The 25,232-nt window shown below is 70.4% G+C and carries 20 protein-coding genes and 1 riboswitch; of the genes, 13 read left to right on the forward strand and 7 right to left on the reverse strand.

All coding sequences use genetic code 11. The features are described from left to right. The first annotated feature begins 77 nt into the window (after positions 1-77). From ffh to rplS, 8 genes are all read left to right on the forward strand, one after another. Positions 78-1,457 carry a signal recognition particle protein gene (gene ffh / locus CQ393_RS13145; RefSeq protein WP_153192006.1) on the forward strand — a complete coding sequence of 460 codons (1,380 nt, stop codon included), beginning with the start codon at positions 78-80 and terminating at the stop codon, positions 1,455-1,457. A gap of 8 nt (positions 1,458-1,465) precedes the next feature. Next, positions 1,466-2,743, forward strand: a complete 1,278-nt coding sequence (locus CQ393_RS13150) for a hypothetical protein (protein WP_153192007.1) — start codon at positions 1,466-1,468, stop codon at positions 2,741-2,743. A gap of 70 nt (positions 2,744-2,813) precedes the next feature. Then, positions 2,814-3,884 (forward strand): nitronate monooxygenase, encoded by a 1,071-nt coding sequence (locus CQ393_RS13155; RefSeq protein WP_153192008.1) that lies wholly within the window; start codon positions 2,814-2,816, stop codon positions 3,882-3,884. Then, complete coding sequence (locus CQ393_RS13160; RefSeq protein ID WP_343199965.1) at positions 3,881-4,675, forward strand: aminotransferase class IV; 795 nt, start codon at positions 3,881-3,883, stop codon at positions 4,673-4,675. The genes CQ393_RS13155 and CQ393_RS13160 overlap by 4 nt, the downstream gene beginning before the upstream one ends. Positions 4,676-4,786: 111 nt before the next feature. Next, entirely contained in the window at positions 4,787-5,047 is a 261-nt protein-coding gene (rpsP, locus tag CQ393_RS13165) for a 30S ribosomal protein S16 (protein ID WP_054664242.1), read from the forward strand. 38 nt (positions 5,048-5,085) lie between these two features. After that, positions 5,086-5,601 carry a ribosome maturation factor RimM gene (gene rimM, locus CQ393_RS13170; protein WP_153192009.1) on the forward strand — a complete coding sequence of 172 codons (516 nt, stop codon included), beginning with the start codon at positions 5,086-5,088 and terminating at the stop codon, positions 5,599-5,601. A 4-nt stretch (positions 5,602-5,605) separates the two neighbouring features. Further along, positions 5,606-6,343, forward strand: coding sequence for a tRNA (guanosine(37)-N1)-methyltransferase TrmD (gene trmD, locus CQ393_RS13175; protein WP_343199966.1), 738 nt, complete (start codon positions 5,606-5,608; stop codon positions 6,341-6,343). Between the two features lie 334 nt (positions 6,344-6,677). Beyond that, on the forward strand, positions 6,678-7,085 hold the full coding sequence (gene rplS, locus CQ393_RS13180) for a 50S ribosomal protein L19 (protein WP_153192010.1): 408 nt from the start codon (positions 6,678-6,680) through the stop codon (positions 7,083-7,085). A 404-nt stretch (positions 7,086-7,489) separates the two neighbouring features. On the opposite strand, the gene CQ393_RS13185 is transcribed toward rplS, so the two are convergent. The 4 genes from CQ393_RS13185 to CQ393_RS13200 are packed head-to-tail and all read right to left on the reverse strand — an operon-like array spanning position 7,490 to position 11,736. After that, positions 7,490-8,266 carry a DeoR family transcriptional regulator gene (locus tag CQ393_RS13185; RefSeq protein WP_153192011.1) on the reverse strand — a complete coding sequence of 259 codons (777 nt, stop codon included), beginning with the start codon at positions 8,264-8,266 and terminating at the stop codon, positions 7,490-7,492. A gap of 34 nt (positions 8,267-8,300) precedes the next feature. Further along, entirely contained in the window at positions 8,301-9,635 is a 1,335-nt protein-coding gene (locus tag CQ393_RS13190) for a D-tagatose-bisphosphate aldolase, class II, non-catalytic subunit (RefSeq protein WP_153192012.1), read from the reverse strand. A 15-nt stretch (positions 9,636-9,650) separates the two neighbouring features. After that, positions 9,651-10,589, reverse strand: coding sequence for an ROK family protein (locus tag CQ393_RS13195; protein WP_153192013.1), 939 nt, complete (start codon positions 10,587-10,589; stop codon positions 9,651-9,653). Next, positions 10,582-11,736, reverse strand: a complete 1,155-nt coding sequence (locus CQ393_RS13200) for an SIS domain-containing protein (RefSeq protein ID WP_153192014.1) — start codon at positions 11,734-11,736, stop codon at positions 10,582-10,584. Before CQ393_RS13200 ends, CQ393_RS13195 begins: the two co-directional genes overlap by 8 nt. Positions 11,737-12,050: 314 nt before the next feature. On the opposite strand from CQ393_RS13200, the gene CQ393_RS13205 reads away from it, so the two are divergent. From CQ393_RS13205 to CQ393_RS13215, 3 genes are all read left to right on the forward strand, one after another. Further along, positions 12,051-15,413, forward strand: a complete 3,363-nt coding sequence (locus tag CQ393_RS13205) for a TIM-barrel domain-containing protein (RefSeq protein WP_343199967.1) — start codon at positions 12,051-12,053, stop codon at positions 15,411-15,413. A 117-nt stretch (positions 15,414-15,530) separates the two neighbouring features. Continuing rightward, positions 15,531-18,515: a TonB-dependent receptor gene (locus CQ393_RS13210; RefSeq protein ID WP_153192016.1), complete on the forward strand. Its 2,985-nt coding sequence runs from the start codon at positions 15,531-15,533 to the stop codon at positions 18,513-18,515. Positions 18,516-18,633: 118 nt separating this feature from the next. Then, positions 18,634-19,989 carry a Gfo/Idh/MocA family oxidoreductase gene (locus CQ393_RS13215; RefSeq protein WP_153192017.1) on the forward strand — a complete coding sequence of 452 codons (1,356 nt, stop codon included), beginning with the start codon at positions 18,634-18,636 and terminating at the stop codon, positions 19,987-19,989. 569 nt (positions 19,990-20,558) lie between these two features. Here the strand turns inward: CQ393_RS13215 and CQ393_RS13220 are convergent. After that, on the reverse strand, positions 20,559-22,022 hold the full coding sequence (locus tag CQ393_RS13220; RefSeq protein WP_153192018.1) for an MATE family efflux transporter: 1,464 nt from the start codon (positions 22,020-22,022) through the stop codon (positions 20,559-20,561). A 102-nt stretch (positions 22,023-22,124) separates the two neighbouring features. Between CQ393_RS13220 and CQ393_RS13225 the strand changes: the two genes are divergently transcribed. Together CQ393_RS13225 and CQ393_RS13230 are read left to right on the forward strand one after the other, a co-directional pair. Next, positions 22,125-22,385, forward strand: a complete 261-nt coding sequence (locus CQ393_RS13225; RefSeq protein WP_153192019.1) for a hypothetical protein — start codon at positions 22,125-22,127, stop codon at positions 22,383-22,385. Next, on the forward strand, positions 22,378-22,788 hold the full coding sequence (locus CQ393_RS13230) for an RNA-binding S4 domain-containing protein (RefSeq protein WP_153192020.1): 411 nt from the start codon (positions 22,378-22,380) through the stop codon (positions 22,786-22,788). Before CQ393_RS13225 ends, CQ393_RS13230 begins: the two co-directional genes overlap by 8 nt. A 98-nt stretch (positions 22,789-22,886) precedes the next feature. Here the strand turns inward: CQ393_RS13230 and CQ393_RS13235 are convergent, their stop codons facing one another. Together CQ393_RS13235 and CQ393_RS13240 are read right to left on the reverse strand one after the other, a co-directional pair. Next, positions 22,887-24,227 (reverse strand): voltage-gated chloride channel family protein, encoded by a 1,341-nt coding sequence (locus CQ393_RS13235; RefSeq protein ID WP_153192021.1) that lies wholly within the window; start codon positions 24,225-24,227, stop codon positions 22,887-22,889. A 79-nt stretch (positions 24,228-24,306) separates the two neighbouring features. After that, a riboswitch (Fluoride riboswitch) is annotated at positions 24,307-24,376 on the reverse strand. Positions 24,377-24,564: 188 nt separating this feature from the next. Continuing rightward, positions 24,565-25,170, reverse strand: a complete 606-nt coding sequence (locus tag CQ393_RS13240; protein ID WP_153192042.1) for a DUF937 domain-containing protein — start codon at positions 25,168-25,170, stop codon at positions 24,565-24,567. Positions 25,171-25,232: the final 62 nt, after the last annotated feature.

The following is a 25,232-nucleotide window of genomic DNA, read 5'->3' on the forward strand; positions in this document are numbered from 1 at the left end:
CGGGGCGGGGCGGCGGTCGAAGCCGCCGGCCGCTATAATTTCGATCTCTTTGCCAACGTTCCCGCAGGTTGCACCGCATGTTCGAGTCCCTGACCCAGCGCCTTTCCGGCACCATCGAGCGCCTGCGTGGCCGCGGCCGCCTGACCGAGGAGAACATCCGCGAGGCGACCCGTGAGGTGCGCATCGCGCTGCTGGAGGCCGATGTCGCGCTGCCGGTGGTGCAGGCGCTGATCGAGAAGATCAAGGTGCGCGCGGTCGGCCAGGAAGTGCTCAAGTCGCTGACCCCGGGCCAGGCGCTGATCAAGGTGGTGCGCGACGAACTGACCGCGGTGATGGGCGCGCAGGCCACCGACCTGAACCTCAACGTGCCGGCCCCGGCCATCATCTTGATGGCGGGCCTGCAGGGCGCGGGCAAGACCACCACGGTCGGCAAGCTGGCCAAGCACCTGAAGGAAAAGCGCAAGAAGAAGGTGATGGTGGTCTCGGCCGACGTCTATCGCCCGGCCGCGATCGAGCAGCTGAAGACGCTGGCCGAGCAGGTCGGCGTGCTGTTCTTCCCGTCGGCGGCCGAGCAGAAGCCGGTGGACATCGTGCGCGCGGCCATCGACGACGCGCGCAAGTCCTTCGCCGACGTGCTGATCGTCGACACCGCCGGCCGCCTGGCCATCGACGACGCGATGATGGCCGAGATCAAGGCCCTGCATGCGGCGGTCAACCCGGCCGAAACCCTGTTCGTGGTCGATTCGATGACCGGCCAGGACGCGGCCAACACCGCCAAGGCCTTCGGCGAGGCGCTGCCGCTGACCGGCGTGGTGCTGACCAAGACCGACGGCGACGCCCGCGGCGGCGCCGCGCTGAGCGTGCGCTACGTCACCGGTAAGCCGATCAAGTTCACCGGTACCGGCGAAAAGGTCGACGGCCTGGACGTGTTTCACCCCGAGCGCGTGGCCAGCCGCATCCTGGACATGGGCGACGTGCTGTCGCTGGTGGAGCAGGTCGAGCAGCAGGTCGACAAGGACAAGGCGCAGAAGCTGGCCGAGAAGGTCGCCAAGGGCAAGAAGTTCGACCTCAACGACATGCGCGACCAGTTGGAGCAGATGCAGAACATGGGCGGCATCGGCGGGCTGATGGACAAGCTGCCCGGCCTGGGGCAGATCCCCGAGCACCTCAAGCAGCAGGTGCAGCAGAGCAAGGAAGTGCCGCGCATGATCGCCATCATCAACTCGATGACCAGGAAGGAGCGCCGCAACCCGGGCCTGCTCAACGGCTCGCGCCGCGCCCGCATCGCGCGCGGTTCCGGCACCCAGCCGGCCGACGTCAACAAGCTGATGAAGCAGTACATGCAGATGGAAAAGATGATGGGCAAGCTGGCCGGCGGCGGCATGAAGGGCATGATGCGCAACATGAAGGGCATGCTCGGCGCCATGGGCGGCAAGGGCGGCCTGCCGTTCCGCTGAGCCGTCGCGTGTCCTGGTCGCCGGGCCAGCACGCCATCCTCCTGGGCCTGGCGTTGGTGCTGGCCCTGCGGCTGGCGTCCGGCTGGGCGCTGCTGCCGGCCACGCTGGTACTGTGGGTCGCGCTGCTGCTGGGGGCCGGGCTGGTCGATGCCCTGTTCCGGCGGCGTGCAGGATCGCCCGCGGTGCGGGCGGAGCGGGAGCCCGCCGTCGCGCCGGCTGCCGCCCTGTCGCCCCTGCACGATCCGCCGCCACGCGCCGATGTGCTGCGGGAACCGGCGTCGGCCGGACGCGAATGGCGCCGGCATGTCGCCGACCTCGAGCCGTTTCACAATGAACGCTTCCCGCGCGCGGACATCTGCGCCACGCACGAGATGTTCCTGCGCGCAGGCGACGTGCTGCTGCTGCGCTTCCACCCCGATGCGCGGGGCGAGAGCGGCGCGCCGGCGCACTGGCCCTGCGACCTGTGTGCGCCGGCGCCGGGCGGGCGGCGCTGGTTCGACGCCGGCAGCCTGGACGAGATCCGCATTGCGATCGAACGCACCGGCGTGTATTCGCTGGGTATCGGCCAGGACGCGCCGGGCGCTTCCGCGGCCGCCGGCAGCATCGGCATCTGGCTGGCGGTGCCCGCGCCGGACGCGCTCTCGCTGCCGCTGGAGCCGGAGGACGGCGCGACCTGCCGCTACGAACGCGACGGCGAAGGCGGCGTGGTGGTGCGGATCGACGGCGAACACCCGCTGCAGACGCGCGCGCGCCTGCCATCGCGCGAGGTCGCCAACGTGCCGTGCGGCGCAGTGCTGCTGTTCGCCGATGTCGCCGATGCATGGGACGCAGCAGGCGTGGGCGATCCTTCCATCGACTGGCTGGCGCAGTACCGGCACCTCTACCGCTGGTACCTGCAGCTGAGCCAGGGCGACGTGCTGGTGCTGGAGCAGGCATGGCAGGCGGACGTGTTCGGCCGCCGCCTGCCGCGCGACGACGGCGCGGTCGGTTTCACCGACGCCCGTCTGCGCCTGTATGGCTTCGTGCGCGGACCGCACCTGTACGACGGCGGCGTGGCGGATGGCCGCCACGTCTTCACCTGCGGCGCCGACGGCTTCCACTGCCTGGAGCTGGAACTGCACGGGCCGCCGGAGTGGCGCGCCCGGCCGGCCACGGATTTCGTTGACCTGCGGCTGTGGGGCCCCTTCCTGCAGCGCCCGCAGGCCGTGCGCGACTTCGACCTGCGCCAAGGCCGGGTCGAGGACTGGTACCGGATGCAGATGCCCGTGCCGCGGGAGCTTGCGTGACTTGCTGTCTGCCGACATTGGCGCCACAGGACGGCTCGGCGATGATGGCGACCCCCGATTGGAGTGCGCCATGACCCCGGACATCCGGCAACGCGCGGACCGCTTCTGCCAGCGTTTCGGCATCGCGCTTCCCATCCTGCTGGCGCCGATGGCCGGCGCCTGCCCGGTGGCCCTGTCCGCGGCCGTGGCCAATGCCGGCGGCATGGGCGCGATGGGCGCGGTGCTGTCCACGCCGGAACAGATCGGGCAGTGGATGGACGACTTCCGCCGGCAGTCGGATGGGCCGGCCCAGGTCAACGTCTGGGTGCCCGACCCGGCGCCAGCGCGCGATGCCGCGGCCGAAGCGGCGACCCGTGCCTTCCTCGAGCGCTGGGGGCCGCCGGTGCCGGCCAGCGCCGGCGATGCCGGCCCGGCCGATTTCGATGCGCAGTTCGATGCCTTGATAGCGGCGCGGCCGGCGGTGGCCTCGACCATCATGGGCGTGTTCTCCGCGGCGCAGGCGCGCCGCCTGAAGGCCGCCGGCATCGCCTGGTTCGCCTGCGCCACCACGCTGGACGAAGCGCTGCGGGCGCAGGCGGCCGGTGCCGATGCGGTGGTCGCGCAGGGCATGGAGGCCGGCGGCCATCGCGGCGCGTTCGAGGCCGCGCGCGCCGACGCGCAGATGAGCGGGCTGTTCGCGCTGCTGCCGCGCCTGGCCGACCGGTTGGACGTGCCGGTGATCGCGGCCGGCGGTATCGGCGATGGCCGCGGCGTGGCCGCCGCGCTGATGCTCGGCGCCAGCGCGGTGCAGGTGGGCACGGCCTTCCTCGCCGCCGACGAATCCACGATTCCCGATGCCTGGAAACAGGCGCTGACCGCGGCGGAGCCGGAACACACCCGTGCCACCCGCGTTTTCAGCGGCCGCCTGGGCCGTGCGCTGGATACCGGCTATGTGCGCGCCGCCGAGGCCGCCGATGCGCCGCGTCCGCAGCCCTATCCGGTGCAGCGTGGGCTCACCGCCGGCATGCGCAGGCAGGCGCAGGCCGACAACCGCCTGGACGCGATGCAGGCCTGGGCCGGGCAATCGGCGTGGATGGCCCGGCGCGGTCCCGCCGCTGCCGTGGTCCAGGGGATGTGGCAACAGGCGCAGGCGCTGCTGTGAGCCACCTGACCTGCAACGGCGAGCCCGTCGATGCGGCGCTGGTCGGCGCCGCACTGGTCAACTACGGACACTTCACCTCGCTGCAGGTGCGCGGTGGCGCGGCGCAGGGCTGGGCCCTGCACCTGCGGCGCCTGCAGCAGGGCACGCGCGAACTGTTCGACGCCGAACTGGACGAGGCGCGGCTGCTGGGTTGGCTGCGGCAGGCGCTGGAGCGTTGCGGCAGGGAGGACGCCTCGGTCCGCATCACCGTGTTCTCGCGCGCCTTCGACTTCCGCCAGCCGCTGCGCGCGGTGCCGGTGGACGTGCTGATCGGCATCGCCGCGCCGGCGACGGTGCCCGCCGCCGCCTGCGCAGTCCTGCCGGTGCGCTACCAGCGCGCGTGGCCGCAGCTCAAGCATGTCGGCACCTTCCCGCTGTTCCAGTACCGGCGCCAGGCCATGCGCGAGGGATTCGACGATGCCCTGTTCGTCGATGCGGCCGGGCGGGTGGGCGAGGGCAGCACCTGGAACATCGCCTTGCTCGCCGGCGACGAGGTGGTGTGGCCGCAGGCGGAGGCGCTGCGCGGCACCGCGGAACAGCTGCTGGTCGCCGGGCTGGAGCGGCAGGGGCTGGCGCAGTCGCGGCGGGAAATCCCGCTGGAAGCCTTACCCGGTTTCTCCGGGGCGGTGGCCTGCAACGCCACCGGGCTGTGGCCGCTGGCGCGCATCGGCGGATGCCGGTTTGCGGATTCGCAGGCGCTGCTGGAACGGCTGCGGCAGGCGCTGGCGCTGGAGCCCTGGCGGCCGCTCTGAGCCAGCCATTCAGGCAGGACGGGCGGCGGGCTTGGAATGGCGCAGGGCCGCGGCTATAATCGCCGGCTTACCGCGCCATCCTGGCGACTGGGCTACAAAGGAAAAACCACCATGGTCAAGATCCGACTGACCCGCGGCGGCGCCAAGAAGCGTCCGTTCTACCACATCATCGTCACCGACGTGCGCAGCGCCCGCGACGGCCGCAACATCGAGCGCGTCGGCTACTACAACCCGGTCGCCCAGGGCGCAGAACAGCGCGTGGTGCTGGACATCGCCGCCGTCGACAAGTGGGTCGCCAACGGCGCCCAGCTGACCGACAAGGTTCGCAACCTGTACAAGGAAGCGACCAAGGCCCAGGCCGCTGCGGCCTGATCCTGGCGGGCCGCGCGCAAGCGCGGCCCGACTGCTTTATGAAGAAAGATTCCGAGCGCCGGATCCTGCTGGGCAGGGTGACCGGCGCTTTTGGTGTGCGCGGCGAGCTCAAGCTCGAGTCCTGGACCGAGCCGCGGCTGGCCATTTTCAACTATCAGCCGTGGATCCTGCGCAGCCCGTCCGGGCAGGAGTCGCAGATCACCGGCGTGCGCGGCCGCGAAGCCGCCAAGACGCTGGTGGCGACCTTTCCCGGCGTGGACGACCGCAACGCGGTCGAAGCCATGCGCGGCACCGAGATCTACATCGCGCGCAGCGCGCTGCCGCCGCCGAGTCCGGACGAGTACTACTGGGTCGATCTCGAGGGCCTGGACGTGCAGACCGTGGACGGCGTGAAGCTGGGCCGCGCCTCGCACCTGTTCAACACCGGCGCCAACGACGTGCTGGTGGTGCGCGGCGACCGCGAGCGCATGGTGCCGTTCGTGATGGGCGACTTCGTCAAGTCGGTCGATTTCGACGCCAACCTGATCGTGGTCGACTGGGATCCGGAGTTCTGACCCGGTGCGCGTCGACGTCATCACCCTGTTTCCCGAGTTCATCGCGCAGTCCGCCGCGCTGGGCGTGGTCGGCCGCGCGCAGGAGCGCGGCCTGCTCGAACTGCACGGCTGGAACCCGCGCGACCACGCCGAGGGCAACTACCGCCGCGTGGACGACCGTCCGTTCGGCGGCGGCCCGGGCATGGTGATGCTGATCGAGCCGCTGCGCGCGGCGCTGGCCGCCGCGCGCGCCGCCGACCCGACCCCGGCGCCGCTGATCTACCTCAGCCCGCAGGGTCGGCCGCTGACCCAGGCCGGGGTGCGCGAACTGGCGGCGCTGCCGCGCATGATCCTGCTGTGCGGCCGCTACGAGGGCGTGGACGAGCGTTTCCTCGCCGCCGAGGTGGACGAGGAAATCTCCATCGGCGACTACGTGTTGTCCGGCGGCGAGCTGGGCGCGGCGGTGATCATCGATGCGGTCACCCGCCTGCAGGAAGGCGCGCTCAACGACGCCGAATCGGCGGTGCAGGACAGTTTCGAGGGCGATGGCCTGCTCGACTGCCCGCACTACAGCCAGCCGGCCAGCCACGCGCTGGGCGAGGTGCCGGAGGTGCTGCGCTCGGGCAACCATGCCGCGATCGCGCGCTGGCGCCGGCAGCAGTCGCTGCTGCGCACCGCCCTGCGCCGACCGGACCTGCTGGACGAAGCCGGCCTCGGCAAGGCCGACCGCAAGCTGCTGGACGAGGCCCGCAAGGAACCGTAGGCGGGCGGTTTGCCGCGCATCGAGTTTCTTCGGCAGGGTTTTGTGCCCGGCCTCTGCGCGTGGACCGGGTTTCCGGCGGATCGGGAGGCACTCCACGCGTTCCGCCCGGGCACCCCGGCAGCGCGGCCGCTGGGCGGCAACGCAGGAATACCAGGTGATGCGGGCTGGCCGGCACTACTGGCACCGGGCCGGAAGGTCATCTATAATGCGCGGCTTGCTGCTGCCTGACCGGTAGCGGCGGTTCCAACTACAACAAACGTGCAGCGCAATCCGGCGACTGCATGAGACCCCGCTGTCGAATCGACACGCCCACTCCGAATACATCGGTGCACCCATGAGCAAGCTGAACAAATCCATCGTCGCGGACTTCGAATCCGCCCAGATCACCCGCGAACTGCCGAAGTTCAGCCAGGGCGACACCGTCGTGGTCAACGTCAAGGTCAAGGAAGGCAACCGCGAGCGCGTGCAGGCCTACGAAGGCGTCGTGATCGGCACCAAGAACGCCGGCCTGAACTCCTCGTTCACCGTGCGCAAGATCTCGCATGGCTACGGCGTGGAGCGCGTGTTCCAGACCCACAGCGCGCTGATCGACTCGGTCGAAGTCAAGCGCCGCGGCAAGGTCCGCGCCGGCAAGCTGTACTACCTGCGTGGCCTGGAAGGCAAGGCTGCCCGCATCAAGGAAGACCTGGCCGCCGCCGCGCAGGCCAAGGCCGCGCGCCAGGCTGCCAAGGCCGCCGAGTAATACCCGCCACGGGCTTCGCGCCCGTCGCAGCAACGGCCGCCTCCGGGCGGCCGTTTGCGTTTCCGCTTTCCACAGGGGAAGTGAGGCGTCCAACGGATGCCTGCGCCTTCGCCACACTCGGCGGTGTAGCGCCGATGGCATGGGCGCGCTTGTCCCTTCTCCCCACGGGAGAAGGTGCCCCGAAGGGGCGGATGAGGGCAGGGCGAAGCCTCACGACGTGTCCACCGTTCGTGTTTCCCGTCAGGCTGGTGGCGATGCGTTTGCCGTCGCGCTGCCGATGGTTGCTTTCGGCGCGGCTGGTTCCCTTCCAGTCCGCTCTGGCGCCGGCCCACACCTGCGGCACGCAGCCGCGCACTATCGCTCCAGGGGGAACGGGGCTTCGTTCCGGGAGGGACCGTTCCGGCCTACGCCGCCGCTTCGGCGACCACGACTTCGATGCCGCGGCGCTGCAGCCCCTCGCGCGTGGCCTCGTCGATGCCGGCGTCGGTGATCACGGCGTGGATCTGGTCCAGGTAGGCGATGCGGTGCAGGCTGACGCGGCCGAACTTGGAGGTGTCGGTCAGCACCACGATGCGCCGGGCGCGTTCGACCATGCGGTGGTTCAGGCGCGCCTCGGCCTCGTCGTGGGTGGTCAGGCCGAACTGCAGGTCCAGGCCGTCCACGCCCAGGAACAGCGTGTCGAAGCTGTACGGGTTGAGGCTGGCCTCGGCCTGGCTGCCCTGCAGCGACAGCGACTGCTTGCGCAGCTGGCCGCCGGTGAGCAGCACGTTCACGCCCGGTGCGTTGGCCAGCTCCCAGGCGATGTTCAGGCCGTTGGTCATCACCGTCACGTCGCGGTGCCCGCGCAGGTGGCGGGCCAGGGTCATCGTGGTCGAGCCGGAGTCGATGATGATGTTGTCGCCGGGCTGCACCAGCTGCGCGGCGCACGCGCCGATGGACTCCTTCAGCGGCAGGTTCAGCGCATCCTTCTCGTGGATGTCCTGCTCCTGCGGCGGCGTGCGCACCAGGGTGGCGCCGCCGTGGGTGCGCGTGGCCAGGCCCTGTTCCTCGAAATGGCCCAGGTCGGTGCGGATGGTCACCGCCGACACGCCGTAGCGCCCGACCAGCTCGGCGACCTGCACCGCACCCTGCTCGATCAGCTGCTGCAGGATCTGTTGCCGGCGGGAACGGGTGTTGCGCATGGCCATCTCGTGCTTTCTCCGCGAAAGGCCGAGCTTAGCCGTTCGCAAGGTTCGGGTGGGCGGAACTTTCGCCTTGCCCGCGCGCACCGGCGGTATTGGCCGAGCAGGCGCGCGCGTATTCGTCCAGGCACAGGCCGATGCGGTGCCGCACCAGTGCGCCGGGGGTATTGGCCAGCGTGCCCTCGCGCACCGCGCGGAACTGTTCGGGCAGGTACTGGCTGAGCAGCACCAGCGGCGGCGCGTGTTTTTCCAGGTTGGCGAACAGCGTGCGCACCGCGTCCAGCAGCGCCGGCTCGCCCCAGTAGTAGCGGCAGCGGTCGCTGAAGGCGAAGGCGCGCAGCAGGCGCAGCGTGCCTTCGTCGCCGTGGTAGTGCGCCTGCCAATACTTCGGTTGCGCGACCATCACCTCCTCCAGCACCTGCGGCAGGCGCGAGCACTGCGCGGCCGGCAGCAGTTCGGCCTCGATCGCGGCCAGCGCGAACAGCGCCTCGCGGTAGGCGAAGGTCGCCGCCGGGCCGACCTTGAGGATGGCAAAGTGGTCGCGCACCAGCGCGTGCAGCCCGCTCTCGCGCTGGTAGTCGGTGGAGTGCGCCTCGAACACGATGCGCGGCTGCTTTTCGAGGAAGTCGGCCAGCTCGCCGGCGGCCGCGGGATCGTAGTCGTGCACGCTGCTGTGGTCGAAGTCCACGCCCGGCTGCACCACCATCGCGATCACCCGCTGCCAGGCATCGCGTAGCGGCGGCGTGTCGAAGGCCCGGCGGTGGATCTCCAGCGTCTGCGCGGCCGCGGCCGGCGCGGTCACCGCCAGCCCGGCGTCCAGCGAGGCTTCGCCGCCCGGCACGGGAACCTCGGTGCCGATCACGTAGACCGGCGGCGGCAGGTCGTGCGCGGCGGCGGTGCGTTCGGCGATCACGGCCAGTTCGGCCGAGCGCGCGGCGACGGTGGCGTCGGGCAGCGGCACCGGGTCGTCGGCGCAGGACATGCTGCAGTCCAGGTGGATCTTGTGGAAACCGGCGGCGACGTAGGCCTCGATCAGCACGCGCGCGTGCGCCATCGCCTCGGCCGCCGGCTGCTTCTGCCAGGCGTTGGGGCCCAGGTGGTCGCCGCCGAGCACCAGCCGGTCGCGCGGGAAGCCTTCCTCGTCGGCCAGCGCCCGCACGTAGTCGCGGTACTGCGGCGGGGTCATGCCGGTGTAGCCGCCGAACTGGTCGACCTGGTTGGAGGTGGCTTCGACCAGCAGCACGGTGCCGTGGCGCGCGGCCACGTGCATGGCCGCGCGCAGCACCTGTTCGTTGCTGCAGCACACGCTGTACAGGCCGACGTTGTGGCCGGCGCGATGCGCGGCGAGCAGGGTCTGCAACGGAGACATGGGCGAACTCCCGGGTCAGGAAAAAGTGGGTTGGCAGGCGAGCAGAGCGGCGCCGCGCGCGCCGCCGGCATCGCCGAAGCGGGGTGGCACGATGGGCGGTACCTGCACGCCGGCGAACAGGTGCGCGGCGATCGCCGCCGGCAGCTGTTCGTACAGCGGCGCGTACTGCGACAGGCCGCCGCCGAGCACGATCACGTGCGGGTCCAGCGCCAGGATCAGCGCCGCGAAACTGTGGCCGAGCAGGTCGCGGTGGATGTCCAGCGCCTGCCGCGCGCGGGCGTCGCCGGCCTCGGCCAGGGCGATGACCTCGCTGGCGTTGGCGGCGCTGCCGCCGAGATGGCGTTCGATCATCGCCACGCCGCTGCCGGAGACATAGCGCTCCACGCAGCCGCGCAGGCCGCAGCCGCAATCGAGCAGCGGCAGGCCGTGGCGCTGCAGCAGGTTGGCCGGCACGCTCCAGTGGCCCCATTCGCCGGCCAGGCCGTTGAAGCCGCCGATCAGCCGGCCCTGCACGCAGTAGCCGCCGCCGGCGCCGGTGCCGAGGATCGCGCCGAACATGCTGGCGTAGCCGTCGGCGGCGCCGCCATGCGCCTCGGACAGGGCGAAGCACTGCAGGTCGTTGCCGAAATGCAGCGGCCGTTGCAGGCGCGCCTGCAGGTCGCGGGCCACGCACTGGCCGGTGAGGGCCGGCACGTTGGCGCTGAGCTGGCGGCCGCTGCGGCGGTCGCGCACGCCGGGCAGGGCGATGCCGACGGCCTGCGCGGCCTGTCCCAGCGACGCGTCGGCATCGGCGACCAGGGTTTCGACGGCCTGCAGGAAGCCGGCGTAATCGCCCTGCGGCGTGGCGATGCGCTTGCGCCAGGCCACCTGCAGGGCCGCATCGCAGGCCACCAGTTCAATCTTGGTGCCGCCGATGTCGATGCCGTAGCAGGCCTTGGCGGCGGACTCAGCCATGGTGGATGGTGACGCCCTTGACCACGCGGTTGACGGTGCCGTCGGGGAACGGATTGTCCGGCGTCAGCCCCAGCGCGGCCGAGCGGCGCAGCGCATAGAGCTGCGCGAACGGCAGCCACGCCGGCGCCAGCCAGGCGTCGGGCAGGGCCGGCACCTGCAGGGTGAAGTCGTCGCCGATGCCGATGTCCGAATGCGGGCCGATGGACAGCACCCTGCCGGCCACGCCGTCGCCGCGCAGTTCCTCCAGCAGGTCCTGCTCGTAGCGGCGCGCCAGCGGCTGCGCGCTGCGCACCATCACCACCAGGGTGCGCGCATCGAGCGTGGACTTGGGACCATGGCGGAAGCCCAGCGGCGTGTTGGCCATCGCCAGCACGCGGCCGGCGGTGAGTTCCAGCACCTTCAGCGCGGCTTCGCGCGCCAGCGCTTCCAGCGGGCCGCTGGCCAGGTAGATCACGCGGTCGAACGGCTGCGCGGCGAGCGCGGCCACCGGCGCGTCCCAGCGCTGCAGGCCTTCCCGCGCCAGCGCGGCGACCTGGCCGATGCGCTCGCCGCGTTCGCTCCACGGCGCGCGGTCGAACACCGCCAGCGCCGCCAGCAGCATGCAGCTCAGGCTGCTGGTCATGGCGAAGGCGCGGTCGCAGCTGGCCGCCGGCATCAGCAGGGTGCAGGTGTCCTCGCGCCCGGCGCCGCGGCGTGCCAGTTCGCCGTCGGCGTTGCAGGTGATGTCGAGGAAACGGGCGTCGTCCACGTCGGCGCGCACGCGCTCGACCGCGGCCACGCTTTCCGGGCTGGAACCGCTGCGGCCGAACGACACCAGCAGGGTCGGGCGCTCGCGCTGCAGGTACAGCGCCGGGTGGGTCAGCAGGCTGGTGGTATGCACCGCGCGCACTTCGGCGGGCCACTGCGCGTTGATGTGGTCGGCGACCATCTCGGCGATGAAGCCGGAACTGCCGGCGCCGGTGAACAGCACGCGCTGCGCCGGGTCGGACAGGCGCTGGCCGAGGAAGGCCTGCAGGCGCTCCTGGTCGCGTTCCAGGCTGGCGGCCAGGGTTTCCCACAAGGCCGGCTGCTGGGCGATTTCGGCGGCGGTATCGGCTCCGCCCAGGCGCTGCCAGGCGGACGGATCGGTAAGCAGGGTGGCGTCCATTCTTGGTTCCTGTTGGGCCGGTGCACGATCTGCTTTTTCTTTCGAAATGTCAAACATCGAAAGAAAAAGGAAAGAATTCTTTCGTGCTACCGCTTCTGCCGGCGCGCCGCCCCGAATCGAAAGGTCGGCCGGAAATTGCTTTCGCAGGCAGAGTTCACGCCGCAGGAGCGCATAAGGAAAGTGGTGCTTTGCACAATCTTTCGATTGATATAAAAATTCTTGTCTTTTGCTTTCATTTTGTTGACATCTTTCGAAATGCTGCCCTAGAGTCGGCGTAACCGCCATCGAATGCCCGCACGGGCCTGGGGAGCAAGGTGCACAAGCGCGTACGTCGTCTGCCACTGCCGGTGGCGCTGCTTTCCGTCCTGCTGCTGCCGGCGCTGCCGCTGCATGCCGAGCCGGTGGGCAACCTGCGTTCGGTCGGCGCCAACGACGGCCGCGACGGCGTGCGCGGCTGGGACCTGCTCACCGACAACGGCGCGCGCATCCGCATCGAACTGCCGGCCAGCGACATCGTCCGCGTGCAGGCCGGCCGTAAGGGCAAGCTGACCGGCGCCGGCGACAAGGCCGCGCCCATCGTGCTGCCGCAGCCCAGGGCCACCGTGCAGGCGCAGCTGGAAGAAGACGCGCAGGAAATCCGCGTGCGCACCGATGCGCTGGTGCTGCACGTGCAGCGGCAACCGCTGCGGCTGCGCCTGGAGCGGCTGGACGACGGCCGCGCCACCGCGCTGTGGCAGGAGCTGCAACCGCTGGACCTGGATGCCGAGCAGAGCGTGCAGGTGCTGTCCTCGCAGGCCGACGAAGCCTTCTTCGGCGGCGGCCAGCAGAACGGCCGCTACCAGTTCAAGGGCCGCGAACTGGAGATTTCCTATTCCGGCGGCTGGGAGGAAGGCGACCGGCCCAGCCCGGCGCCGATGCTGCTCAGCTCGCGTGGCTGGGGCATGCTGCGCAATACGTGGAGCGACGGCAGCTACGACCTGCGTCAGCCCGACCAGGCCACGCTGCTGCACCGCGAAGACCGTTTCGACGCCTATTACTTCGTCGGCGCCGACCTGCCGCGGCTGATCGAGCGCTATACCCGGCTGACCGGCCGCCCGAACATGGTCGCGCGCTGGGCGCTGTCCTACGGCGATGCCGACTGCTACAACGACGGCGACAACATCAAGAAGCCCGGCAGCGTGCCCGAAGGCTGGAGCGACGGCCCCACCGGCACCACGATCGACGTGGTCGACAGCGTCGCCGCCAGGTACCGCGAAAACGACATGCCCGGCGGCTGGATCCTGCCCAACGACGGCTACGGCTGCGGCTACAGGCAGCTGCCCGAGACCGTGCAGGGCCTGGCGAAGTACGGCTTCAAGACCGGCCTGTGGACCGAGAACGGCGTGGACAAGATCGCCTGGGAAGTCGGCAAGGCCGGCACCCGCGTGCAGAAACTGGACGTGGCCTGGACCGGCAAGGGCTACCAGTTCGCGATGGACGCCAACCGCCAGGCGTTCAACGGCATCCTCGACAATTCCGATTCGCGCCCGTTCCTGTGGACGGTGATGGGCTGGGCCGGCATCCAGCGCTACGCGGTGGCCTGGACCGGCGACCAGAGCAGCAGCTGGGACTACATCCGCTGGCACGTGCCGACCCTGGTCGGCTCGGGCCTGTCCGGCATGGCCTACGCCAGCGGCGACGTCGATGCGATCTTCGGCGGCAGCGCCGAGACCTTCACCCGCGACCTGCAGTGGAAGGCGTTCACCCCGGTACTGATGGGCATGAGCGGCTGGTCCTCGAGCGCGCGCAAGCATCCGTGGTGGTTCGACGAGCCCTACCGCGGCATCAACCGCGACTACCTCAAGCTGAAGATGCGCCTGACCCCGTACATGTACGGGCTGGTGCACGAGGCCGCGCAGACCGGCGCGCCGCCGGTGCGCGGGCTGATGTGGGACAACCCGCGCGACCCGCATGCGCGCGACGAGGCCTACAAATACCAGTTCCTGCTCGGCCGCGACCTGCTGGTGGCGCCGGTCTACCGCAGCCAGGCCGCCAGCCGCGGCTGGCGCCGCGACATCCATCTGCCCGAGGGCGGATGGTACGACTACTGGGACGGCCGCCGCGTGCAGGCCGGCGCTGAAGGCCGCCAGTTCGACCGCCAGGTGGACCTGGCCACGCTGCCGGTGTTCGTGCGCGCCGGCGCGATCCTGCCGATGTACCCGGCCATGCTGTTCGACGGCGAGAAGCCGCTGGACGAGGTCACCTTCGACCTGTATCCGCAGGGCGATTCGAGCTACACGCTGTACGAGGACGACGGCAGCACCCGCCGCTACCAGCAGGGCGAATCGAGCACGCAGCTGATCCGCGTGCAGGCGCCGGCGCAGGGCAGCGGCCCGGTGCAGGTGCGCATCGACCCGGTGCAGGGCGAGTACCGCGGACAGCTGCAGCAGCGCCGCTACGGCCTGCGCGTGCTCAACCGGCAGGCGCCGGCGGCGGTGCGGCTGGACGGCCGCGCGCTGCCCGCGCTCGCCGATGCGGCCGCCTTCGCCGCGGCCGGCGAAGGTTGGTACTTCGATGCCGGCGAACGCCGCGGCACCCTGCACGTGCGCACCGCGACGGTCGACATCCGCCAGCCGCTGCAGCTGCAGATGGATTTCCCGGCCGCCGCGGCCGCGGCCGACGACGCGTTCCCGGCCGCGCCGGAGCAGGGCCGCGCGCTGCCGCCGGACAGCCTGCTGGTGGTAAACCGCCCGGCCGAGGAAAAGGGCTATCCGCTGGAGAACGCCTTCGACGACGATCCGGCCACCTGGTTCCGCACCGTGCGCAATCAGGCCATCCGCACCGGCGCCCACGAATGGGTGATCGGCTTCGGCGAGCGGCGCATGATCGACGGCGTCGAACTGGCGCCGCGCAACGACCAGCACTGGAAGCACGGCCAGGTGCGCGACTACGAGATCTACATGGCCGACAGCAACGGCGAGTGGGGCCAGCCCATCGCCCGCGGCCGCCTGCCGCTGAAGGAAGGCCTGCAGCGCATCGACTTCCCGGCCCATGCCGGCCGCCTGCTGCGCTTCCGCGTGCTCGGCGTGCAGAACCCGGATGGCGACGGTGCTGCCGGCAGCGATCCGATGGTCACTGCCGCGCAGGCTGAAGCCGCGCGCGCGGTCGACGCGCTGCAGCCGCGCGACGTCGGCCCGATCGCGCTGTCCACCTTCCGCATCCTCGAACAGCAGCAACCGGAACGGCCGGCACGGCAGCAATACCTCTCCCAGCTGCCGCTGCCGGCCGCGCTGGCCGGCAGCGTCCGCGCCGACCAGTCCTTCCGCGGCGATGCCGCCATGCGCATGAACGGCCTGCAGTTCCGCCGCGGCCTGGGCGTGGGCGCGGACAGCCGCGTCGATCTCGCGCTCAAGGGCCGCTGGCACCTGCTGCGCGCCGACCTCGGCATCGACGATGCCTGCCGCGCCGCCGGCGGCATGCAGTTCCAGGTCTGGGGCGACGGCCGCCTGCTCTACGACAGCGGCCTGGTGAAGGCGCCCGGCGTGGTCAAGCCGGAGCTGGACATCCGCGGCCTGTCCTCGCTGAGCCTGCGCACGCTGGGCGCGCAGGGCAGCCAACCCGCCCAGGTCTGCGGCAACTGGGCCAACGCCGTGCTGATCGGCGAGGAGGGCGATTCGGCCGAACTCGTCGCCCCATGACCCCCGCGTAACGCTGCTGCTCCCCCAACACACCGACCACGGCCGCCGCGGCCGTGGAACGGGATCGCCATGCCCGCCATCCGCTGTTCCGTGCGTCACCGCCAGGAGAGAACCCCGATGTTGCCAGCCCGCCGCAATCCCAACCGCTGCCTGATCACGCCGCTGTCGCTGGCCGTGGCCAGCGCCCTGATCGCCATCGCCGCGCCCGCGCTCGCGCAGGATGCCGGCAAGGACAAAGACAAGGACAAGACCACCGAGCTGGCCCGCGTCGAGGTCACCGGTTCCAACATCCGCCGCACCGATGTGGAGACCGCCTCGCCGGTGCAGGTCATCAGCAAGCAGGACATCCAGAACATGGGCGCCCGCACCCTGCTGCAGGTGCTGGACAACCTGCCGGCCGCGCGCCCGGCGCAGGTGGATTCCAAATCGCTGTTCACCGGTTCCGACGGCGCCTCGCAGGCCAACCTGCGCGGCCTCGGCCCGCAGGGCACGCTGGTGCTGCTCAACGGCCGCCGCCTGTCGTACTACGGCGCGCCGTCAGGCTTCCAGACCCAGTTCGTCAACATCGACGCGATTCCCGCCGCCGCCATCGAGCGCATGGAGGTGCTGACCGACGGCGCCTCGGCCGTGTACGGCACCGACGCGGTGGCCGGCGTCATCAACGTCATCACCAAGAACAACTACCAGGGCCTGGAAGTCAGCGGCACCTGGGACACCGCGCCGCGCTTCGATTCCTTCGGCGAGAAGCAGGCCAGCATCACCGGCGGCTTCGGCGACCTGTCCACCGACCGCTACAACGTCTACGCCAGCGTCAACCTGTACGAGCGCAACGGCATCCCCGACAGCGAGTGGTACGACAAGAACCCGGCGCAGTTCTACGTCAACAATCCGGACTACATCAAGAACCTGCGCCTGGACACCGGCAGCGCGCCGGGCGTGTTCAACCCCGGCTACTACTACGCCATCGACCCGGTGACCAACGCGCGCGTGGACGAGGCCGCGCCGGGCTGCCAGAACGTGCTGCAGGTGGCCACCGGTACCCGCTGCATCTGGCAGACGTGGATGAACCGCCAGATCAACGGCGGCGCCGATTCCCGGCGCGTGACCGCCTACGTCAACGGCCATTTCCAGGTGAACGACGCCACCGAGGCGTTCGCCGAGGTGACCTATACCGACATCGACCTGCGCGCCAACGGCGGCACCCCGCGCGCCTACGGCACCACCACCGGCAACCCGCAGAGCTGGTTCTCGCGCAATACCGGCAACACCGTCAACCAGTTCCTGACCCCGTGGCTCGGTCCGAACAACGAGTACAACCACGCCAGCCCTGAGATGAAGGCGCTGATGGGCGGCGTGGTCGGCCTGAGCTACCTGCTGCAGGACGTGGGCGGCAACCACTTCGGCCAGCGCAACACCGACAAGAGCTATCGCGCGTTGGCCGGCCTGCGCGGCAGCCTCGGCGACAGCGACTGGAGCTGGGAAACCGCCTTCGCCACCGCCGGCGCCCACTCGGTCACCTACCAGACCACCAACGTCAACCTGAAGGGCTTCGAGAAGGCCTTCGGCCCGTACACGATCGACCCGGGCACCGGGCGGGTGATCATCTCCGACCATCCGGCGTACAAGTTCGGCGAGCTCAGCGAGGCCAACGCCGCGCTGATCCGCGAGGCGTTCCCGACCTTCGACATCCAGTCGTGGACGCGCCTGCACACCTTGGACGGCAAGGTCGAAGGCCCGCTGTTCAAGCTGCCGGCCGGCGAGGTGCGCGCCGCGTTCGGCTTCAACGCCACCCGCGAGACCTTCTATACGCCGGGCAACCAGGACGCCGCCGACGGCCTGATCACCCAGCAGGGCGGCTCCTGGTTCGACGGCAAGCGCAACACCTACGCGCTGTTCTCCGAAGCCGTGGCCCCGCTCACCGACAAGCTGGAACTGGACGCCGCGCTGCGCCTGGACAAGTACCCGGACTTCAGCGCCAACCTCGCGCCGAAGGTCGGCCTGAAGTACCAGGCGCTGCCGCAGTTGCTGCTGCGCGGCACCTATTCGGAAGGCTTCCGTGCGCCGAGCCTGGCCGAGTCGGGCACCGGCGGCGTGTACGCGCAGATCGGCGGCTACCGCGACGAGACCCGCTGCGCCGAGACCAACGCGATCGCCGGCCTGCTGCGCCAGTCCAGCCGTACGGTCGACAAGGACCTGGGCAACAGCCTGTGGAACAGCGACTGCAGCCGCAACGTGGCGCGCATGACCCAGCCCAACCCGGACCTGAAGCCGGAGAAGGCCAAGATCGCGACGCTGGGCTTCGTGCTCGAGCCGACCGACTGGCTGTCGGTGTCGGCCGACTACTGGTTCGTGTACCGCCGCAACGAGATCGTCGCGCCGGACTACAGCAAGCCGGAAGAGATCAGCGCGATGACGCGTTTCCCGATCACCGAGACCGACCTGGCCAACCTGGCCGCGCTGGCCCGCATGTGCGCCGACCCGGCCAGCGGCGTGGCCTGCCCGTCCACCCTGCCGGGCTACAGCACCGGCAACGTGGCCAGCGTCATCGGCCAGTACAAGAACCGCGGCCGCACCCTGATCGACGGCCTGGACGTGGACGCCCGCGGCCGCTTCGACCTGGGCGAGTGGGGCCGGCTGAACATCGGCGTGGCCGCGACCATCGCCAACCGCAACATGTACAACTCCGACGACGCCGACGGCTGGTACTACGGCAATGTCGTCGGCTACTACAACAACCCGCGCCTGCGCGCCACGTTCAACACCAACTGGACCTACGGCAACTGGGACACCGGCTTCTACGTCAACTACGTCGGCGGCACCAAGTGGGCGTACGACCGGGTCGATGGCGAGGACAACAACGCCGAGACGTGCACCGGCAGCTATGTCGATGCGTCGCCCAGCCAGTGCGAGGGCGCGCCTTCGTGGTGGACGGCCAACCTGAGCGTGAACTGGCGGCCGATCGAGAAGCTGAGCGTGGGCGTGACGGTGAAGAACCTGTTCAACCGCCTGCCGTTCTACGACCCGAACGACTGGATGAACTTCCCCGGCTACACCAACAACTTCGGCCGCATCTACAGCGTGACGGCCACCTACCGGTTCTGATGCAGGACCGTTGCGTCCTCCCCTGCGTGCATGGCATGAAGGGGAGGACGCCGCTTCGCCCGCGCGGCACGCCATGCAGGCCGCGACGGGCGCGATTCCAAGTGAAAGAGGACATGCAATGAAACGCAGGGAATTCATCCTGGCCGGCGCGGCGCTGGCCGCCACCAGCCTGTTGCCGGATACCCCGGCCTGGGCGCGCGGCCGCAAGGTGCGGCTGGGCATGATCGGTACCGGCATGCGCGGCCAGGTGCTGCTCAAGGAGCTGCTGCGCCGCGACGACGTGGACGTGGTGGCGCTGTGCGACATCGAGCCGATCATGCTCGGCCGCGCCACCGCCATGGTCGCCAAGGCCGGCAAGCCGGCGCCGAGGACCTACGGCGCCGACGGCGACGCCAACGCCTGGAAGCGCCTGCTCGAACAGCGCGGCCTGGACGGGGTGGTCATCGCCACGCCGTGGGAACTGCACGCGCCGATGGCGATCGCCGCGATGCAGGCCAAGGTCGCGGTCGGCTGCGAAGTGGTGGCCGGCATCACCCTGCAGGACCACTGGGACGTGCTCAACACCCAACTGCAGACCGGCACGCCGTACATGCTGCTGGAGAACGTGTGCTACCGCCGCGACGTGATGGCGGCGCTGCAGATGGTGCGCGAGGGCCTGTTCGGCGAACTGGTGCACCTGCAGGGCGGCTACCAGCACGACCTGCGCGCGGTGAAGTTCAACGACGGCGATCCGGACCATCCCTACGGCAGCGGCGTCGAGTTCGGGCCCAGGGGCTGGTCCGAGGCGCGCTGGCGCACCGAGCATTCGGTCAGGCGCAACGGCGAGTTGTACCCGAGCCACGGCATCGGCCCGTGCGCGATGTACACCGGCATCAACCGCGGCAACCGCTTCACCCACATCAACGCCTTCGCCAGCAAGGCGCGCGGGCTGCACGACTACACCGTGGCCAAGAGCGGCGGCACCACGCATCCGAGCACGAAGGTGCAGTTCAAGCTCGGCGACATCGTCACCACCACGCTGGCCTGCGCCAACGGCGAGACCATCCTGCTGCAGCACGACACCTCGCTGCCGCGCCCGTACTCGCTGGGTTTCCGCGTGCAGGGCACCAAGGGCCTGTGGATGGACCTCAACCACGGCATCCACATCGAGGGCCGCAGCCCGCCGCACGAGTGGGAGGACTTCAAGACCTACCAGGACCGGTACGAACATCCGCTGTGGAAGCAGCACGCCGACACCGCCGCCGGCGCCGGCCACGGCGGCATGGACTGGTTCGTGATCCACGCCTTCGTCGAGGCGCTGAAGGCGCGCGCGCCTATGCCGATCGACATCTTCGACGCGGTGACCTGGAGCGCGATCACGCCGCTGTCCGAACAGTCCATCGCCAACGGCTTCCAGACCCTGGCGTTCCCCGACTTCACCGGCGGCCTGTGGCAGCAGCGCAAGCCGATCTTCGCCTTCGACGGCAGCTACTGAAGCACCTCTCGCCACCCCGTAGGAGCGGCTTCAGCCGCGACAGGGCCTTTCTCGACAAAGGCCCCGTTCGCGGCTGAAGCCGCTCCTACGGCGGGTGGGGCAAGTCTTCAGGCCTCAGCGCCCGCGTCGGCCACAGGCGATGACGGGCACGCCGGCACTGCCGCCATATTCCCGTAGGAGCGGCTTCAGCCGCGACAGGTTTTCCCGACGAAGGCTCCGTTCGCGGCTGAAGCCGCTCCTACGGTGGGTGGGGCAAGTCTTCAGGCCTCGGCGCCCGCGTCGGCCACCGGCGATGACGAACACGCCGGCACTTCCGCCACATTCCCGTAGGAGCGGCTTCAGTCGCGACCAGGCTTTCCCGACGAAGGCCCCGTTCGCGGCTGAAGCCGCTCCTACGGTGGGTGAGGCAAGTCTTCAGGCCTCAGCGCCCGCGTCGGCCACCGGCGATGACGGACATGCCGGCACTTCCGCCACATTCCCGTAGGAGCGACTTCAGTCGCGACCAGGCTTTCCCGACGAAGGCCCCGTTCGCGGCTGAAGCCGCTCCTACGGTGGGTGAGGCCATCTTTTCAGGCCTCGGCGTCCGCGTCGGCCACCGGCGATGGCGGGCACGCCGGCACTTCGGCCGGCGTCGCCAGTTCCGCGGCATGCGGCGGGGCGGCCATCATCGTCGCCTTGCGCCAGCCGCCCCAGCGGTAATAGGCCAGCGACAGCAGCATCGACACCAGCGAACTGACCGGGAAGCTCCACCAGATCGCGTCGGCACCCCAGTACGGTTGCAGCAGTTCGGCGAAGGGCACGCGCACGCCCCACAGCGAGGCGGCCAGGATCAGCAGCGGCGCGATCACCGCGCCGGTGGAGCGCACCACGCCGGAGATCACGAAGCTCACGCCGAAGAACAGGAACGACCACACCGCGATGTGGTTCAGGTGCCGCGCCACCGCCAGCGCCTGGCTGCCGTCGGGCAGGAACAGCGCCAGCGAATGCCGGTCCAGCAGGATCAGCGGCAGGATCAGCACGCCGGTGAGCAGGAAGTTGAACAGCACGCCCTTGCGCGCGGTGCCGCGCACCCGGTCCCAGCGGCGCGCACCCACGTTCTGCGCGGCCATCGACGAACACGCCGCGCCGATCGCCATGGCCGGCATCTGCACGTAGGTCCACAGCTGCAGCGAGGCGCCGTAAGCCGCGGCGGTGTCGGTGCCGTAGTCGTTGACCATGGTCATCAGCATGATCATCGACAGCGAGATCAGCACCATCTGCAGCCCCATCGGCACGCCCTTGACCACCAGCGCGCGGAGGATGGCCAGGTCGATGCGGAACAGCGCCATGTCCTTGCGGCCCAGCCACAGCACGTGGCCGCGGTGGCGCATGTAGGCCAGCAGGCCGAGCAGCGACAGCGACTGCGCCAGCAGCGTGGCCCACGCCGCGCCGGCGATGCCCAGCTGCGGGAACGGGCCTATGCCGAAGATCAGCAGCGGGTTGAGCACGATGTCCAGCGCCACCGACAGCAGCAGGAAGCGGAACGGCGTGCGCGAATCGCCGGCGCCGCGCAGCGCCGCGCTGAGGAAGGCGAAGGCGTACAGCGTCGGCGTGGCCAGGAAGATGATGCGCAGGTAGGCCTCGGCCAGCGGCAGCGAGACCGCCGGCGTGCCCATCGCCGCCAGCAGCGGATGCGCCATGAACCAGCCGGCGATGGCGATCAGCACCGAGATGCCGATGAAGAACGTGGCGCTGGTGCCCATCACCCGCCGCGCCTGGGGCACGTCGCGCGCGCCCATCGCCTGGCCGATCAGGATGGTGGCGGCCATGCCGATGCCGAACACCGAACCGATCAGGAAGAACATGATGTTGTTGGCGTTGGCCGTGGCGGTCAGCGCCGCCTCGCCCAGGAACTTGCCGACCCAGATCGCGTTGACCGAGCCGTTGAGCGACTGGGCGATGTTGCCGGCCAGGATGGGCAGGGCGAACAGCAGCAGGTTGCGCCCGATCGGGCCTTCGGTCAGCGAACGGGTCGGGGGGGCGGCGGCGGTCATGGGCGCGGGTCGATGGCTGAATGCGGACAGTAGCATCGCCGCTGTGACGAGGGTTGCAGGTGCCGCTACGATGACCTGCATGCATCCAAGGGAGAAGCGGCAATGCTGAAACCGCTGTGTGGCGCGCTGGTGGTGCTGGGCCTGTCGGCCTGCGCCAGCTCCGAGCGGCTGATGGACGCCGGCGTGCGCCCGGCCGACCGCGCCGATTGCCTGGTCGGCGGCGAGCGCGCCGACGCGCGCCACGAGGGCGGCGTACCTTCGGCGCGCAGCCGCCGCTGCAATCCCGACGACAGCCTGAACTGGACCATCGGCCAGCCGCGCAAGGATGCGATGGACGTGGATTTCAGGAAAAAGCATGACTGAAACGGAAAACGCGCCGGTGGCCGCCGTCCGCCTGGATGTCTGGCTGTGGGCGGCGCGCTTCTTCAAGACCCGCAGCCTGGCCAAACACGCGGTGGAGACCGGCAAGGTCGAGATCGATGGGCAGCGCCCGAAATCCTCGCGCGCGGTCCGCGTCGGCGATGCGCTGCGCGTGCAGCGCGGCGAGGAGACGTTCGAGATCGGCGTGCTGGGCCTGAGCGACACGCGCGGACCGGCGCCGGTGGCGCAGGCGCTGTACGCCGAGACCGAGGCCTCGCGCAGGGCGCGCCAGGAACAGCGCCTGCAGCGCGCCGCGGCCCGCGACGGTTACCTGCCGCCGGAGCACAAGCCGGACAAGCGCGCGCGCCGGTTGATCCGCGCGCTGGGCGACATCGACGCGCTGTAGCCGCGCGCCGCCTTGCGCGCCGTCGCCGGCGGTGTGCCGCCTTGGCCGTGGCAACGGTCGCGAAATCAGCCGCGGCGCAGGCGTTCATGGTGCGGCGTTCATGGTGCGGCGTCCTCGCCGGAAGGCCCGGCCTTGTCGGCGGGATCGTCCTTCCGCCGGCGGTACTGCGCCAGCTCGGCGATGCGCAGGCCTTCGGGCACGGCGTCGCGGTGCCGGCGGTGCTTGCCTTGCCCCATGCGCTGGGCGTGGTAGATGCCGGTATGGCCCGAGCACAGGTAGGCGGTGATGCAGCCGATGGCGGCGAGCGGGCCGATCTCGGCGCCGAACAGCTCCATCGCCATCACGGTGGTGGCGATGGGCGTGTTGGCCGCGCCGGCGAACACCGCCACGAAGCCGATGCCGGCCAGCAGCGGGAACGGCAGGTGCAGCAGCGGCGCCAGTGCGTTGCCCAGGGTCGCGCCGATGTAGAACAACGGCGTGACTTCGCCGCCCTTGAAGCCGGTTCCCAGCGACACCACGGTGAAGCCGAACTTGCCGAGGAAATCCCACGGCGCCACCGGTTGCCGGAAGGACTGCTCGATGCCGAGGATGCCCAGGCCGAGGTACTGCCAGGCGTCCAGCGCCCATGCCGCGACCGCCACCACCAGGCCGCCCACGGCCGGGCGCAGCGGCGCGTAGCCGATCGCGCGCCGGACCAGCGCGCCGAGCCGGTGGGTGGCGGTGGCGAACAGCATGCCGGCCAGGCCGAACACAATCCCGGCCGCGACCACCGCGCTCACGCTGCCCAGGCCGACCGGGACGACCGCGCCCATCGCGTAGTGCGTGTGGTGCGCGCCCCAGGCCAGGCACACCCGGTCGGCGAGGATGCCGGCCACCGCGCACGGGAACAGCGCGTCGTAGCGCATGCGGCCGATGGCCAGCACTTCCAGCCCGAACACCGCGCCGGCCAGCGGCGTGCCGAACACGGAAGCGAAGCCGGCGCTCATGCCGGCCATCAGCAGGATGCGGCGGTCCTCGCGCCGGATGCGCAATACCCGGGTGAGCTGGTCGGCCAGTGCGCCGCCCATCTGCACCGCCGTGCCCTCGCGCCCGACCGAGGCGCCGAACAGGTGCGAGACCACGGTGGCGCCCAGCACCAGCGGCGCCATGCGCAGCGGCACGACCTTGTTGGGGTCATGGATCTGGTCGATGATCAGGTTGTTGCCGCCATCGACCGCCTTGCCGAGTCGCAGATAGATCCAGCCGACGCCGAAGCCGGCCAGCGGCAGCAGCCAGACGATCCAGCGATGGCTTTCGCGCCAGCCGGTGGCGTGGTCGAGGGCGACTAGGAAGAAGGCCGAGGCGCTGCCGGCCATCAAGGCCACGGTGCTGGCGATGAGCAACCATTTGCCGATATACGGCAGCAGTTCCAGGTGTTCGGATCGGGGGAAAGGGCGCATGGGGCGGGTCCGCTCGATGGAATCGGGCCGACCAGCGACGGGGCGCGGACGCGAACGCCTGCAGCCCGGCGTTGGCCGGGTGTCTGCAGGCGTCATCAGCAGCAGGGGATCGCTGCGGTTGAAGGAGGAACGCCATCTCCTGGAGCGGCGATTATGGCAAGGCCGCACGCGGCCCGTCCACGCGCGTTGCCGGAAAGGCCGCCCTCCGTCTTACTCCAAAATCACCCTCGCATTCGCATCGGCGAAAGGGCGGAGCAGTGCGCCGCCCGGAGGCATCCGCAGTGCTTTGTGGCAGGCCGCGGTCCCGGGGTGCGGGCACCGCGACCTGCGCGGCCGATCAGCGCTTGCCGCTGCCCAGCAGGCCGCTGCCGAGCTTGATCAGGTCGGATACGCCGAACTGGCCGTCGCCGTCCTGGTCGAGCAGACTGCCGAGCAGGCCGCCGCCGACGCCGCCCTGCTGCACCACATGCTGCTTCTCCTGGCCGAGGATCCGGCTCAGGTCGCTGGCGTTGGCCTGGCCGCCGCTGGACATGCGCTGGGCCAGGTAGGCCATCACGATCGGGGCGAGGATCTTCAGCAGCTGGCCGGCGCGGTCGCTGCTCAGGCCGGTGGCCTGCGCCAGCCCGGCCTCGGCGCGGCCCTGGCTGCCGCCGAAGATGTGGCCGAGGATGCCGGCGCCGTTGGCGGCCGGGCTGCCGCCGCCGCCCAGCACCGCGCCGAGCACGCTGCCGATGTCCAGGCCGCTGTGGTTGTTCTGCAGCGCGCCGAGCAGGGCTTCGGCGCCCTGCGGTCTGGCGGCGTTGTTGCCCAGCGCGCCCATCAGCAGCGGCAGCGCGGCGCCGATGGCGCCCGAGGCCTGCTGGCTGTCCAGGCCCAGCTGCTGGGAGACCTGCTGCAGCGGCGCGCCCTGCAGTTGGGAAAGGAGATCGTCGGTGAGGCTCATCGGAGCGTGGTCCTTGCGGTGGGTGAACAGCGGCATGGTAGCGCCGTGCGGGCCTGGAATGA

Origin of the sequence: Stenotrophomonas sp. MYb238 (genome assembly GCF_009496535.1) — a bacterium.
GTDB lineage: Bacteria > Pseudomonadota > Gammaproteobacteria > Xanthomonadales > Xanthomonadaceae > Stenotrophomonas.

Excerpts from the sequence above, each read along its gene's own strand:
- CQ393_RS13200 (WP_153192014.1), bottom strand. The coding sequence starts at position 11,736 with ATGGACGCCACCCTGCTTACCGATCCGTCCGCCTGGCAGCGCCTGGGC.
- ffh (WP_153192006.1), top strand. The coding sequence starts at position 78 with ATGTTCGAGTCCCTGACCCAGCGCCTTTCCGGCACCATCGAGCGCCTG.
- rimM (WP_153192009.1), top strand. The coding sequence starts at position 5,086 with ATGAAGAAAGATTCCGAGCGCCGGATCCTGCTGGGCAGGGTGACCGGC.
- CQ393_RS13220 (WP_153192018.1), bottom strand. The coding sequence starts at position 22,022 with ATGACCGCCGCCGCCCCCCCGACCCGTTCGCTGACCGAAGGCCCGATC.
- CQ393_RS13235 (WP_153192021.1), bottom strand. The coding sequence starts at position 24,227 with ATGCGCCCTTTCCCCCGATCCGAACACCTGGAACTGCTGCCGTATATC.
- rpsP (WP_054664242.1), top strand. The coding sequence starts at position 4,787 with ATGGTCAAGATCCGACTGACCCGCGGCGGCGCCAAGAAGCGTCCGTTC.
- CQ393_RS13210 (WP_153192016.1), top strand. The coding sequence starts at position 15,531 with ATGTTGCCAGCCCGCCGCAATCCCAACCGCTGCCTGATCACGCCGCTG.
- CQ393_RS13230 (WP_153192020.1), top strand. The coding sequence starts at position 22,378 with ATGACTGAAACGGAAAACGCGCCGGTGGCCGCCGTCCGCCTGGATGTC.
- CQ393_RS13195 (WP_153192013.1), bottom strand. The coding sequence starts at position 10,589 with ATGGCTGAGTCCGCCGCCAAGGCCTGCTACGGCATCGACATCGGCGGC.
- CQ393_RS13155 (WP_153192008.1), top strand. The coding sequence starts at position 2,814 with ATGACCCCGGACATCCGGCAACGCGCGGACCGCTTCTGCCAGCGTTTC.
- CQ393_RS13225 (WP_153192019.1), top strand. The coding sequence starts at position 22,125 with ATGCTGAAACCGCTGTGTGGCGCGCTGGTGGTGCTGGGCCTGTCGGCC.
- CQ393_RS13215 (WP_153192017.1), top strand. The coding sequence starts at position 18,634 with ATGAAACGCAGGGAATTCATCCTGGCCGGCGCGGCGCTGGCCGCCACC.
- rplS (WP_153192010.1), top strand. The coding sequence starts at position 6,678 with ATGAGCAAGCTGAACAAATCCATCGTCGCGGACTTCGAATCCGCCCAG.
- CQ393_RS13190 (WP_153192012.1), bottom strand. The coding sequence starts at position 9,635 with ATGTCTCCGTTGCAGACCCTGCTCGCCGCGCATCGCGCCGGCCACAAC.
- CQ393_RS13240 (WP_153192042.1), bottom strand. The coding sequence starts at position 25,170 with ATGAGCCTCACCGACGATCTCCTTTCCCAACTGCAGGGCGCGCCGCTG.
- CQ393_RS13185 (WP_153192011.1), bottom strand. The coding sequence starts at position 8,266 with ATGCGCAACACCCGTTCCCGCCGGCAACAGATCCTGCAGCAGCTGATC.